10 protein-coding genes are annotated in these 13358 nt (G+C 74.9%); 4 read left to right on the top strand and 6 right to left on the bottom strand.

The genetic code is table 11. The features are described 5' to 3' along the window. Nucleotides 1-238: 238 nt before the first annotated feature. Both C7M71_RS10660 and C7M71_RS10655 read right to left on the bottom strand, forming a co-directional pair. Nucleotides 239-1609 (bottom strand): LCP family protein, encoded by a 1371-nt coding sequence (locus C7M71_RS10660; RefSeq protein WP_111492159.1) that lies wholly within the window; start codon nt 1607-1609, stop codon nt 239-241. Between the two features lie 187 nt (nt 1610-1796). Continuing rightward, nucleotides 1797-2573: a TIGR03089 family protein gene (locus tag C7M71_RS10655; RefSeq protein WP_111492160.1), complete on the bottom strand. Its 777-nt coding sequence runs from the start codon at nt 2571-2573 to the stop codon at nt 1797-1799. A gap of 146 nt (nt 2574-2719) precedes the next feature. Here C7M71_RS10655 and C7M71_RS10650 point away from each other — a divergent pair, with 146 nt between their 5' ends. After that, the gene (locus C7M71_RS10650; RefSeq protein WP_111492161.1) at nt 2720-3922 is read left to right on the top strand and encodes an N-acetylmuramoyl-L-alanine amidase; all 1203 of its coding nucleotides are present in this window, start codon (nt 2720-2722) and stop codon (nt 3920-3922) included. A gap of 21 nt (nt 3923-3943) precedes the next feature. Beyond that, nucleotides 3944-4930, top strand: coding sequence for a DNA-3-methyladenine glycosylase family protein (locus tag C7M71_RS10645; RefSeq protein WP_175607665.1), 987 nt, complete (start codon nt 3944-3946; stop codon nt 4928-4930). Between the two features lie 337 nt (nt 4931-5267). On the opposite strand, the gene C7M71_RS10640 is transcribed toward C7M71_RS10645, so the two are convergent. From C7M71_RS10640 to C7M71_RS10630, 3 genes are read right to left on the bottom strand one after another with little or no spacing between them, the layout of a single operon-like run. Further along, the gene (locus C7M71_RS10640) at nt 5268-6581 is read right to left on the bottom strand and encodes a coenzyme F420-0:L-glutamate ligase (RefSeq protein WP_194104075.1); all 1314 of its coding nucleotides are present in this window, start codon (nt 6579-6581) and stop codon (nt 5268-5270) included. Further along, a complete protein-coding gene (gene cofD / locus C7M71_RS10635) occupies nt 6578-7609 on the bottom strand; it encodes a 2-phospho-L-lactate transferase (RefSeq protein WP_111494583.1) in 1032 nt (343 codons plus the stop codon). Before cofD ends, C7M71_RS10640 begins: the two co-directional genes overlap by 4 nt. A gap of 34 nt (nt 7610-7643) precedes the next feature. Next, complete coding sequence (locus tag C7M71_RS10630) at nt 7644-8246, bottom strand: cysteine dioxygenase (RefSeq protein ID WP_229758650.1); 603 nt, start codon at nt 8244-8246, stop codon at nt 7644-7646. Between the two features lie 699 nt (nt 8247-8945). Between C7M71_RS10630 and C7M71_RS10620 the strand changes: the two genes are divergently transcribed. After that, nucleotides 8946-9209, top strand: coding sequence for a WhiB family transcriptional regulator (locus C7M71_RS10620; RefSeq protein ID WP_111494589.1), 264 nt, complete (start codon nt 8946-8948; stop codon nt 9207-9209). A gap of 20 nt (nt 9210-9229) precedes the next feature. Here the strand turns inward: C7M71_RS10620 and C7M71_RS32575 are convergent, their stop codons facing one another. After that, nucleotides 9230-9355, bottom strand: a complete 126-nt coding sequence (locus tag C7M71_RS32575; protein WP_265737649.1) for a hypothetical protein — start codon at nt 9353-9355, stop codon at nt 9230-9232. A gap of 118 nt (nt 9356-9473) precedes the next feature. Between C7M71_RS32575 and C7M71_RS10615 the strand changes: the two genes are divergently transcribed. Then, nucleotides 9474-13355: a glycosyltransferase family 2 protein gene (locus tag C7M71_RS10615; protein WP_114914313.1), complete on the top strand. Its 3882-nt coding sequence runs from the start codon at nt 9474-9476 to the stop codon at nt 13353-13355. The last annotated feature ends 3 nt before the right edge of the window (nt 13356-13358 follow it).

Here is a 13358-nt window from a genome sequence, read left to right as displayed (position 1 = left end):
CGTTCACGGTTCTAACCCCTCCGCCATGCCGGTCCGCGCTCCCCCTGCGCGAGTCAGTCCTGTGGTCTTCGTGTAGTGCCGGGTGTACTGCCGGGTGTACTGCCGGGTGTACTGCCGCCGGGTTGACCGGGCACACACTAGCTGCCTAGTTGAACCGGTCGGCAGCCGCGTGACAAATTCCGCGTCCGACAGATCGGGCATATCGGTGCAGAGCGTCGGTGATTTTAAGAGACCGTGGTCATCTCTTGCCACAGATTTCCTGGTCGGCTGTTCGACCATGGAAGATCGGTGCCTCATCGGAGGCGGAGCCGGTCGCAAAGGGCGAGGGGGAAGCCGTGCCCCCACCGTCCCCCGCGGTGGTGACGGAGTCGGACAGCACCTGTACCGGCCGGTCCTCCTCCAGCGCCTTGAAGAGCAGGCCGGCCTGCGGCTGCACCAGCTGGTCCCGGTTGTGGTCCGCCGGGTAGGGCTCGCGGGGCGCGGTCAGAAAGGCCACATTCTCGGTCGGCATCGAGCGCAGGCTCTCCGCCAGGCCGTAGAGGTCGCTCAGCGAGCTGAGCCCGGGGTCGGCGGTGATCGCCGAGGTCGCCGAGTCCAGCAGCGGCCACAGCTTGGCCGGGTTGAGCAGCACCCCGTCCGACTGCACCTTCTTGACCAGCGACCCGAGGAACTCCTGCTGCCGTCCCATCCGCTCGGTGTCGCTGCCGTCGCCGAGCGTCTCCCGCACCCGGACGAAGCCCAGCGCCTGCTCACCGCTCAGCCGGTGCGGGCCGGCGGTCAGGTCCAGCCTGGCGTCCTTGTCGTGCACATCCTGGTCCAGGCAGACATCCACGCCGCCGACCGCGTCCACCATCTTCTTGAAGCCGGAGAAGTCGACGATCAGATGGTGGTCCACGCGGATGCCGGTCAGGTCCTCCACGGTGCGGATGGTGCAGGCGGCGCCGCCGAACTCGAAGGCCCAGTTGAACTGGACGAGCTGCGGACGGGTGTGTGAGCCGTCGGCCCGCTCGCAGGCGGGCACCTGGACCATGGCGTCGCGCGGGATGGAGACCGCGACGGCGCGCTGCCGGTCGGCCGAGAGGTGCAGCAGGATCGTGGTGTCCGAGCGCTGCCCGCCCGCCGGGCCGTACTGGGCGTTGCTGCCGCTGCGGTCGTCGCTGCCGATGAGCAGGATGTTCTCGGCGTTGTAGGTCTTGGGGTCGGGGTTGCGCTGCGGTCGGGCGGACTCCTCCTGCTGGAGGATCCGGCCGGTGGCGGCGTCGGTGTGGATATTGCCGTCCAGCCGGTGGTACGCCCACCAGGCGGTGCCGCCGCCGGCTGCCAGCAGCAGGGCCAGGGTGCCGGCCCCGGCGGCGAGGAGCCTGCGCCGCCGCCGACGGGGCTTGGCGGCGCCCGCCTCGGGGTGCTCGGGTTCGGGGTGCTCGGGCCCGGGCTGCGCGGGTTCGGGGTGCTCGGGCCCGGCCTCGGGCTGTGTGGCCTCGGGCTGCTCGGGTTCCGGTGGCTCGGCCTCGGATATGTCGGACTCGGACTCGGCGGCGGAGTCCGGGTCGGCAGCCGCCGGCGGCTCCCGGTGTTCCGGCTGTTCGGGGGTGCCTGAAGAGCTGGACACGTCGGTTCCCTATCCCCCTGTGCGTCATGAACGGGCGGCGCCCGGCTCCGTGCGGAGAGCCGGTCGACCCGGCGGGTATGCCCACTAAGACACACAGGCGAATCGCAAGGTTGCACGGCGTACGATGCCGTGTTCGTCCGGAGCGGCGCCTACCCCCGTAGGCGCCGCCCAACAGCCGTCGGCCGGATCAGCCCAGCCGCAGGGTGACCCGCTCGGAGGCGGTCCGCTGCTCCCACTGCTCGGCGGAGAGCTCTGCGGAGTTGCGGCAGAGCACCACGGAGGCGCCTGCGGCCAGCGGCGCCAGCAGCCCCGCCTCCAGGCCCTCCCAGGTGTCGTACGGCAGGGTGGAGAGCACCCGGCTGCCCGGTGCGATGCCCAGCCGGGCGGCGCCCGCGCGGGCATGCTGGACGACCTCCTCGCCGGTGAGCCGCAGCGGCAGGCCGCCGGTCTCGGTCTCCAGCGCCACGGCCTCCGGGTCCACCGGGGAGTACGGCGCGAAGCGGTCGCCCTGGGCGGGCACCTCGGCCGCGTAGTCCAGGAAGCCGGCCGGGCGCTGCGGGAAGCGTCCGCCGAGCGGGCGCAGGGCCAGCGCCACCCGTTCGCCGGAGCACGCCTGGGCGGCCTCCAGGCCGTCGGGACCGCTGACCACCAGGTCGGCCGGTTCCGGGTCGCCGCCGGGGGCGGCGGCCACCCCCACCGACCAGCAGGCCAGCAGCCAGACGGCGGTCTGCCAGTGGGCGGGCAGCAGCAGGGCGGCGCGGTCGCCGGGGCCTGCGCCCAGTTCGTCCTGGAGCAGGTTGGAGGTCTTGGCGACCCAGTTGTCGAATGTCCTGACGGACAGTTCGACTCTCTCCCCGGTGCCGTCGTCGTAGAAGGTGACCAGGGGGCGGGCAGGGTCCCCGTCGAGCGCGGATCGCAGCAGGTCGGCGGGGGTGCGGGCGTCGGCGGCGAATGTCGCAGTCATGGTGCGCCCCAGACTAAGGCCTGGACCCGCCGAGGTGCGCGGCCGGGCGGGCTGTGGAGGGGGTCCGGGACGGGGGTCTGCCGGTGATTCTGGCGGTTCGCCAGTTGAGGTGGCGTCATGAGGGATATGGGCCCAATATCCTTTTTATGCGCATTGCTCTTGTGACAGCACTGGGGGCGGGCTGCGCCGCCCTCGCCCTACAGGGTCTGGCCAGTGGCAGCCCGGCGGACTCCGCGGTGCGGGCCGGGCTGGTCTCGGGCGGTGCGGGGATAGCTGCCGTACCCGTCGGCGACTCGGACGGAGCCACCACCACCCTCCCGCTGACCGCCGCCGGACCGGAGCTGCGCACAGGCGGCGGCAGCCGCGGGCTGCTGGAGGTGCCCGCACAGCGCACCCATCCGTTCTCCCTGCTCGGGGTGACCTGGGACGACCCGCACGCCGAACTGGACGGCACCGTGCGGGCCCGTACCCGGGACGCCCGCAGCGGGCGCTGGAGCGGCTGGCACGAGGTGACCGGGGGGTCCGACGACGCACCCGACGTCAACTCCGCCGAGCGCGACGCCCCCGGCGCCCGTGGCGGGACGGCGCCGCTCTGGACGGGCCCCTCCGACGGGGTGGAGGTGCAGGTGCGCCCCGGCCGCTCGTATCTGCCGGCCGGCCTGCGGGTGGACCTGGTCGACCCGGGCAGCGGGACGCACAGTGCGCTGGAGCCCCGGCTGCCGGCCTCGGCCGGGCCGGGGGGCGCGGGGCGGCGGATGGGCCGCCGCTCGTACACCGCCGACCGGCCGACCATCGTCACCCGGGCGGGCTGGCGGGCCGACGAGAAGCTGCGCAGCGGCGACCCGGAGTACACCGGCACGGTGAAGGTCGTCTTCGTCCACCACACCGTGACCGGCAACGACTACGACTGCTCCGAGTCGGACGCGATCATCCGCTCGATCTACCGCTACCACGTGGAGAGCAACGGCTGGCGCGACATCGGCTACAACTTCCTGGTCGACAAGTGCGGCACCATCTACGAGGGCCGGGCCGGGGGCGTCGACCGGCCGGTCATGGGCGCCCACACCCTCGGGTACAACAACGACTCCACGGGGGTGGCCGCGCTCGGCACCTTCACGGACGGCGAGGTGCCCGACGACATGGTGGACGCCATCGCCCGGCTCGCCGCCTGGAAGCTGGGCATCGGCGGCCGCAACCCGACCGGGACCGCCGTACTGGGCTCCAAGCGGACCGAGCTCAGGGCGATCTCCGGGCACCGCGATGCCCTGGCCACCCAGTGCCCGGGCAGCGCGCTCTATGCGCGGCTCTCCGAGATCCGCAGCGAGGCCGCCGACCTCCAGGGACGGTAGCGCCGCGTACGCTGGACGGTCATGACCGTCCCGCCGCCCAGGCCCGCGCCCGGACCGGCCTCCGCCGAGGCCGGGCCGGGGCGCACCTGGCGGCCGCCGTACCCGCTCGACCTCGGGCTCACCCTGGGGTTCCTGCGCCGGGGCCCCGGCGACCCCGCGTACCGCACCACCCCGGACGGCGCCGTCTGGCGGGCCTCCCGCACCCCGGCCGGGCCCGGCACGGTGCGGATCGCCGCGCGGCCCTCGGAGGGCGCGGTGGAGGCGCGGGCCTGGGGGCCGGGCGCGGAGTGGCTGCTGGACCGGCTGCCGGTCCTGCTGGGCGACGGCGACGACCCGTCCGGCTTCGCCCCGGACCCCCGCCACCGGCTGCTGTACGACACCCACCGGCGCCACCCGGGGCTGCGGATCGGCCGCACCGGCCTGGTGATGGAGTCGCTGGTCCCCACGGTGCTGGAGCAGAAGGTCACCGCCGACGAGGCGTACCGGGGGTGGCGGCTGCTGCTCCAGCGGTTCGGCACGCCCGCCCCCGGCCCGGCGGCCGCGTACGGCTCACCGGTGGCCCGGATGCGGGTGGCGCCCGCCGCCCGGGACTGGGCGATGGTCCCGTCCTGGGAGTGGCACCGCGCCGGGGTGGACGCCAAGCGGGCCGCCACGGTGGTGCGGGCGGCCCGGCTGGCACCGCGTCTGGAGGAGGCGTCCGCGATGGAGCCGGCGGCTGCCGCCGCCCGGCTGGCCGCCGTGCCGGGGGTCGGGCCGTGGACGGCCGCCGAGACGCTCCAGCGCAGCAACGGCGACGCCGACGCCGTCACGGTGGGCGACCTGCACCTGCCCCACACCGTCGGCTGGGTACTGGCCGGGCGGCACCGCACCGACGACGCCGGGATGCTGGAGCTGCTGGAGCCGTACCGGGGCCACCGCTACCGGGCCTGCCGGCTCATCTGCCTCACCGGGGCGCAGGCACCGCGCCGGGCTCCCCGGTTGGCCCCGCGCGACTTCCGGGCGATGTGAGGGGCGGTAAGCGGGACGGTCCGCCTACCCGGCGGACCCATGGGGAAACAGGCGTTTTGCCTGGTTGCCCATAGGGCAGCCGACCAGTGAGGCGGTGGCCGCACCGAGTGGCGGCAGCACCTCCGCCGCCCCGCTGGGGACGGCGATCTCCATCCGCTCGGCCGCCGGGTGGCCTTTGGGTACGGGCATCCTCCGGTGACCCGGCACCAGGCCGAGCCCCGCAGCCGGTCCGCCGTTTCTCTCCCCCTCCGGTGGACCGGCTGCCGTCCGCCCAAGCTGCTTCAGCCGGTCCCCTTCGACCCGCCCTCTTCAGCCCGTCCCGTTCAGCTCGTCCCGTTCAGCGCACCTCGATATACGGGTCGGCGGGCCGGGCCGGGCGCTCCCCGGGCGCAGCGGCGGGGCGGCCCACGGCCACCGCGCCCATGGGGTCCCAGTCGTCCGGGATGCCCAGCGCCTCGCGCACCGTGTCGCGGCAGAACATGGTGGACGACACCCAGGCCGAGCCATAGCCCTCGCCGGCCAGCGCCACCAGCAGGTTCTGCACGGACGCGCCCATCGCGACCACGAACATCTCCCGCTCGGCGGCGCCGCGCCGCCCGTCCGGGTAGCCGTGCGCGCCGTCCGCGACCAGGCAGGGCACCACCAGGTACGGCGCACCCCGCAGCACATCGCCGCGCCGGGTGCGGCGGGCGATCCGCTCCTCGTCCCAGCCGTCCAGCTCCCGCAGGTCGGTGCGCCAGGCGTCCAGCATGGCGTCCAGCAGCTTGGTGCGCGCGGCCTCGCTCTCCAGCAGCACAAACCGCCACGGGGTGGTGTGGTGCGGCGCGGGCGCGGTCACGGCGGCGGCCACCGCGCGGCGTACGGCGCCGCCGTCCACCGGCTCGGCGGTGAACGCGCGCACGGTGCGGCGCAGCGTCACCGCCTGCCGCAGCGCCTCCGAGGTGCCGAGCCGGAACATGTCGTCGGCCGCCGCCCGGACCAGCGGGCGGGCGCCGTCGCCGTCCTCGGCCGTGGTGAGGCGGCCCAGGCCGCGGACCACGGCGACCGGCAGGCCCGCCGTCTTGCCCTTGGCGAGGTCCCCGGCGGCGGCCAGTTCGTCGGCGGTGGCGGTGACGGTCATCGCCAACTCGTTGCCGTGGCTGTCGGTGCGGCCCCGGTGGTCGTCCAGTGCGGCGATCCCGGCGGCGCCGATGGCGGCGTCGGTGAGGCCGTTGCGCCAGGGGCGGCCGAAGGTGTCGGTGATGACGACCGCGACCTCGGCGCCGGTGAGTTCGCGCAGCCGGGCGCGGAGGGCGCGGGCGGAGGCGTCCGGGTCCTCGGGGAGCAGCAGCACGGTGCCGGGGGCGGTGTTGGAGGCGTCCACCCCGGCCGCCGCCATCACCAGGCCCTGCCGGTTCTCCACGATCCGGACGCTGCCCCGGCGGGCGACCAGCCGCACGGTCTCCGCGTCGATGGCGGCCTCCCGGTCGGCGGCCCGCACCACGCGGCCTTCGGCCTTGCTGACGATCTTCGAGGTGACCAGCAGGATGTCGCCGCCCCGCAGGCCGGGCAGCCCGTCGGCGCGGGCCGCCGTGGCGACGGCGGCGGCCAGGTCGTCGCCCGGGCCGATCTCCGGGATGCCGGGGACGCCCCAGACCGAGTAGGCGGTCACCCGCGCACCTCCTCGGCCAGCGCCAGCGCCGCGCGGGCCATCGCGGCCGTGGCCTGGACGTCGGTCATCATCAGCGGCAGCGCGCGGCAGACGATCCCGGCCGCCTCCACGGCCGGCACCGCGTCGGCGTCGGCGGTGTCCACCAGCCAGCCGTCCAGCAGCCCGGGGCCGTAGTGCCTGGCCACCGCCTCGGCGGTCGACTCCACGCCGACAGCGGCCAGCACCTTGTCGGCCATGCCGCGCACCGGGGCGCCGCCGACGATCGGGGAGAGGCCCACCACGGGCGCGTCGGCCTCGGCGACCGCCTGCCGGATGCCGGGCACGGCCAGGATGGTGCCGATGGAGACCACCGGGTTGGACGGCGGGAAGAGGATCACATCGGCCTCGGCGATGGCCTCCAGCACGCCGGGGGCCGGCGCGGCGTCCTCGGCGCCGACCGGGAGGATCGCCTGCGCCGGGACCTCGGCGCGCAGCCGCACCCAGTACTCCTGGAAGTGCACCGCGCGGCGGCCCTCGCCGTCCTCGACCAGGACGTGCGTCTCCACCCGGTCGTCGGACATCGGGAGCAGCCGCACCCCGGGCTGCCAGCGGGCGCACAGCGCCTCGGTGACCGCGCTCAGCGGGTAGCCGGCGGCCAGCATCTGGGTGCGGACGATATGGGTGGCGAAGTCCCGGTCGCCCAGGCCGAACCAGTCCGGTCCGACGCCGTACGCCTTCAGCTCCTCCTTGACCGACCAGCTCTCGGCGGCCCTGCCCCACCCCTGCTCCTCGTTGATGCCACCGCCGAGGGTGTACATCACGGTGTCGAGGTCCGGGCAGACCTTCAACCCGAAGAGGTGAATGTCGTCGCCGGTGTTGCCGATGACGGTGATGTCGGTGACGTCGGTGACGTCGGTGACGTCGGTGACGTTGGTGTCGGTGATGTCGGCATCGCCGGGCGGTGGACCGCCGCCCGGCGTGACCGCTTCCTTGAGGCCGCGCAGGAAGCGCGCGCCGCCGATCCCTCCGGCCAGTACCACGATGCGCATGCGGCCATCCTCGCAGGCACGGCCGACAACGCGGTCAGGCGCCCTCGTATGCGCTCTGCCGCCGCGCGGCGGCGACCTGGCCGTACTGGTTCATCTCGACCAGCCCGGGGGAGTAGACGTGGATGCTGACGGCGGGCTCCAGCGTGGTGTTGACCATCTCGTGGAGGTACCCGGGGGCGGAGCCGCTGCGCTGCCCCGATCGGCCATGGCGACCGGGAAGGACCCGCACGGACCCGGGCGCCAGGGCGCGGACGGACTCGCCGGAGCGGTCGACGGAGCGCTCGGCCAGTTCGCCCTGAACGACCGTCAGCACCCCGGTGGAGGCACCGTGGTCATGCAGCCCGCTGGACTGGCCGGGCAGCCAGCTCAGCAGCCACACCTCATAGCCGGGCCCGGTCTCCAGCCGGGCGTACCAGCGGGTGAGGGCGTCATAGCGGACCAGTGGCCGCCAGCGGGCGCGGTCGGCGGCGATGGACCGGGCCAGCGCGGCGAAGCCGGCCACGGTGGTGGGGTGGCCGGGGGCGTTCTCCACGGCCAGGTGGGGGAAGGCCAGCGGGTCGCCGGCGATGGACAGGTCGCTGAGGCCGTCGGTCCAGCGGGTACGGGGGACGGCGGTGGGGCGGACGGTGCGGTGCACGGGCGGTGTCCTCGCGGAAGCGGTCGCGCACACCGGTCGCAGGGGTCCCGGGCGCGCTGGAGCAGAGGGTGCGGAGTGGGGGCCGATTGGGCCGCGTATGCCGCGGAGCATCCGGGAGGGCCGCTCAGGACCGTCCGGCTCCTGCGGCGCGGTGCGCTACAGACAGCAGGCGCGGGGACAACACAGTGCGCTGGCGGCACGGCGGAGCTCGACGTGGAGGCTCCGGGAGGCGGTACGCACTGACATGGACCCAGGAGACCCGTTCGGCGACCCGATGTCAACTTGTCACCGAGCCGGTTGATCCTGGTCACCCGATCGGTGGACGTATCAGCCACCGTGTTTGCGCCTGAAGACCCCAGGGAAGCAGCGCCTCATCAGTCTTGGCCGATCCGTTATCCGGCTGTGATCCATGTCGCCTTCGCCCCAGCTCGGGCAACCGGAAAGCGTCGTCGATCGTCTTCCCTGGAGAGCGGTTCGCCGCGAGGAGGCGACTCCGCCCCGAAGCGGTGGTTCCGGTTTGCCCGAATATGCACACTATTTGTGGCGCCTTGGTTCCGGGGAGTGAATCCACAGGCCAATACCAGAGCCCGGCTTGACTGAGCCAGAGTGACGCACTTGTAATTTCACTCGTGTCGTTCACCCGCAACCGGATAACGGCACCATCACGGGGAAGCGAAGAGGGGCTAGGAGGCACGCCAGATGAGCGAGCTCTTTGAGCTGATGATCGGTGAGGACACCGAGGAGGAGCTCGGCTGGCAGGAGCGTGCCCTGTGCGCCCAGACCGACCCCGAGTCCTTCTTCCCGGAGAAGGGCGGGTCCACCAGGGAGGCCAAGAAGGTCTGCCTCGCCTGCGAGGTCCGCTCCGAGTGCCTGGAGTACGCCCTCGCCAACGACGAGCGGTTCGGAATCTGGGGCGGACTCTCCGAGCGGGAGCGCCGCCGCCTGAAGAAGAGCGCAGTCTGACGGACCGCCACCGGCGACCCTCACCACGGCAGCGCCCCGCCCACCCGGCGGGGCGCTGCCGCGTCCGCACCCCGCCCCACCCCGCCGTCCACCACCCGCACCTCCGGCCCGGCACCCCCGCCGGAGCCGTTAGTGTGGTGCGCCATCCGGAGAAGCGTCGTCCGGACCGCGCACCGCCGAGACCCGGGCACACCCACCCCCCACCGCCCGGCGGGCACAGCGCGCACAACCTGCCGTCCATGCGAACCGGGGCCCGCTCACGCGATGACTGCCTACAGCCACACCCGACCGCCTGCCTATCCGCGGCACCTGGTCACCGCGGTCGTCGTCGCGCACGACGGCGCCCGCTGGCTCCCCAAGACCCTCGAAGGTCTGCTCGGCCAGGACCGCCCGGTCCAGCGCGTCGTCGCCGCCGACACCGGCTCCGGCGACGCCTCGCCGCGCCTGCTGGCCGACGCCCTCGGCGACAGCGTCCTCCACCTGGCCCGCCGCACCGGCTTCGGCACCGCCGTCGGCGAGGCTGTCCGCAGCACCCGCCCGCTGCGCCCCGAGGACCTCCCCTACAGCCTCACCCCCGCCCAGCACGGCGGACCGGCCGGACAGGGCTGGGACGACTTCGGCGACCCACTGGGCCGCGACGAGGGACTCGGGGAGCAGCACAGCGGCCCCACCGAACCCGTCGAGTGGCTCTGGCTGCTGCACGACGACTGCGAGCCGCAGCCCGACGCGCTGCGCCGACTGCTCCAGGTGGCCGACTCCACGCCCTCCGCCGCCGTGGTCGGCCCCAAGCTGCGCAGCTGGTACGACCGTCGGCAGCTCCTCGAAGTCGGCGTCTCCATCGCCCGCTCCGGCCGCCGCTGGACCGGCCTGGACCGCCGCGAGCAGGACCAGGGCCAGCACGACCAGGTCCGCCCGGTGCTCTCCGTCTCCACCGCCGGCATGCTGATCCGCCGCGACGTCTTCGAGGACCTCGGCGGCTTCGACAAGGCGCTGCCGCTGATGCGCGACGACGTCGACCTCTGCTGGCGGGTCAACGCCGCCGGGCACCGCGTCGTCGTCGCCCCCGACGCCGTACTCCGCCACGCCGAGGCGGCCAGCCGCGAGCGCCGCCCCATCGACTGCGCCGCCGCCCACCCGCACCGGGTCGACAAGGCCGGTGCCGTCTACACCCTGCTCGCCAACTCCCGTGGCCTGCTGCTGCCCTACCTCCTGCTGCGGATGCTGCTCTCCACCGTGCTGCGCGCCGTCGGCTACCTGGTGGGCAAGGCACCCGGCCAGGCCCTGGACGAGGTGGCCGGCCTCGGCCACGTCCTGCTGCGGCTCCCCGGCCTCCTGGGCGCCCGCAGCAGCCGCTCCCGGACCCGCTCCGCCGCCGCCCTGGACGACCGCTCCCTCTTCCCGGCCCCCGGCGCCACCGTCCGGCTCGCCGTGGAGCAGGCCGCCGGCGCGCTCGGTGCCGGTCGCGGCGACGACGCGGGCGCCGGGCGGCACGGCGGCTCGGAGACCGGACCCACCGACGACGACGCGGACTTCCTGGAGATCGAGCAGTTCGCCCGGCTCAAGCGGATCGCCCGCCGCCCGGCCCCGGTGCTCTTCGCCGGGCTGCTGCTGGTCGCCCTGATCGCCTGCCGCGACCTGCTCGGCGGCGGCACCCTGCTGGGCGGCGCCCTGCTGCCCGCCGACCGGGCCGCCGGACTCTGGCACGCGTACGCGGACGCCTGGCACTCCGTCGGCGTCGGCTCCACCGCCACCGCGCCGCCCTACCTGGGTGCGCTGGCCGTCCTCTCCTGGCTCTTCCTGGGCAACGCCAACCTCGCCCTCACCCTGCTGCTGGTGCTCTCCGTGCCGCTGGCCGGAGTCTCCGCCTACCTGGTCTCCCGGCCGCTGATCGAGTCCCGCACGGTCCGCGCCTGGGCCAGCGCCAGCTACGCCTTCCTGCCCGCCGCCACCGGCGCCCTCGCCCAGGGCCGCGTCGGCACCGCCGTACTCGCCGTGCTGCTGCCGCCGCTGGCCCGCGCCGCCGCCGTCACCGCCGGGCTCGGCATCCGCCGCGAGACCGCCGCCCGGGGCGGCCGCCCCGGCTGGCGCAGCGCCTGGACCGCGGCCCTGCTGCTCACCGTGGTCACCGCCTTCGTCCCGGTCGTCTGGGCGCTGGCGCTGCTGCTCTGCGTCGCCGCGCTGGTCGCGGCGGTGGTCCGGGGCGGCGCGTACGGCAGCGGCGCCACCGCGCTGCGCCGCCTGGGACTGCGCAGCCTGGCCGTGGTCGGCACCCCGATCCTGGTGCTGGCGCCGTGGTCGCTGGACGTCCTCTCCTCGCCGTCCCGGCTGCTGCTGGAAGCCGGACTGCCCGAGGCGGCCGGCACCCCGGCCACCGCGCTGGGCCTGGTCCTGGTCAACCCCGGCGGGGCCGGCACCCCGCCGGTACTGCTCTCGGCCGGTGTCGTGCTGGCCGCCCTGGCCGCACTGCTCCGCGCCGACCGGCGCCGCGCGGTGCTGGCCGCCTGGGCGGGCGCGGCGGTCGGCCTGCTCTTTGCGATCGTGGTCGCCGGGACCACCGTCACCCCCGAGAACGGCACCCTGCCGGTCGCCGCCTGGGCCGGTCCGGCGACCCTGCTCACCGGTATCGCGCTGCTCTCCGCCGCCTGCATCGGCGCCGACGGGGCGCAGGCGCGCGTCGCCGACATCGACTTCGGGTGGCGGCAGCCGGTCGCCGCCGTGGTGGTGCTGGCGGCCGTACTGGCGCCGGTCGGCACCGCCCTGTGGTGGGCGGCGCGCGGCGCCGACGGGCCGCTGCGGCGGGCCAACCCGGTGCAGGTCCCGGCGTTCGTCGCTGCGGAGGCCGGCACCGTGGACCGTACCCGCACCCTGGTGCTGCACGGCGGCGCCAAGAGCGGCCCGGTCTCCTACGCCCTGGTGCGCGGCTCCGGCCAGTCCCTCGGCGACGCCGAGACGGACACCCCGCTGCCCGACCTCACCTCCCTGGTCGGCCATCTGCTGGCCGGTTCCGGCGGCGACCAGTCCGGGCGGCTGGCCGGTTTCGCGGTGGAGTACGTCCTGGTCCAGGCACCGCTGATCGGCAGGGTCCAGGACGTCCTGGACACCACGCCCGGCCTCACCCGGGTCAGCCAGGAGGGCGGCACGGCCCTGTGGCGGGTGGACGGCGCCACCGCCGCCCGCGCCGTGATCACCACCGCCGACGGCGACATCACCGCCGTACCCGCCGGTGCGGTCTCCCTGCACACCACCATCCCGGCGGGTGCCGACGGCAGGACGCTCCGACTCGCCGAGCGCGCCGACTCCGGCTGGCAGGCCACCCTGGACGGCAAGGAGCTCACCCCGGTCACCGTCGACGGCTGGGCGCAGGGCTTCACCCTGCCCGCCTCCGGCGGCGCCCTGGCCGTCACCCATCGCGGCGGCGCCCTGCACACCGGCTGGATCTGGGCGCAGGTGCTGCTGGCCCTCACCGTGGTGGTGCTGGCGCTGCCCTCGCAGCGGTCCACCAACGACGACGACCTGCCGGAGGAGGAGGCCCCGGCGGCGGCCGAGCCCCCGGCGCCCGGCAGCCGCCGCGCCCGCCGCCTCGCTGCGGCCGAGGGTGCCGACGGCCAGGAGGACCCGGCCGCCGACGAGCCGGACCACCAGGCGGCGGCCGAGCCCGTGTACCAGGCGGCGGTGCCGCAGCAGGCGGACTACGACCAGGGGTACTCCGGCGGCTACGACCAGCAGCAGGGCGGCTATGCCCAGCCCGGGTACGCCGAACCCGGCTATGCCGAACCCGCATATGCCGACCCCGGGTATGCGCAGCAGCCCTACCAGCAGGGCGACCCCTACACCTGGGAGGCCCCCGCCCCGCCACCCGGCTTCGGCCAGGAGGGGTCCATGGACGGGCAGCAGCAGGGCTATGGCGTCCCCGCGCCGCAGCCCGGCTACGGCGGCGAGTACGAGCAGAGCCAGGGCTATGGCTACGACCCCTACGGCCAGGGCCAGGGCCAGGGCCACGGCCAGGTCCAGGGGCATGGCCAGGGGCAGAACCAGGACGGCAGCACCTATGGCTCGCTGGAGCCCGACGACCCCTGGTTGCAGCAGGGCGGCTCCACCGACCCGTATGGGTCGAGGGGCGCCGGCCGCGACGGATCCGGGAGCTGACGA

Origin of the sequence: Peterkaempfera bronchialis (genome assembly GCF_003258605.2) — a bacterium.
Classification (GTDB): domain Bacteria; phylum Actinomycetota; class Actinomycetes; order Streptomycetales; family Streptomycetaceae; genus Peterkaempfera; species Peterkaempfera bronchialis.
The sequence above is the reverse complement of the archived record's forward strand: the minus strand, read 5'-3'. Positions and strand labels throughout refer to the sequence as shown.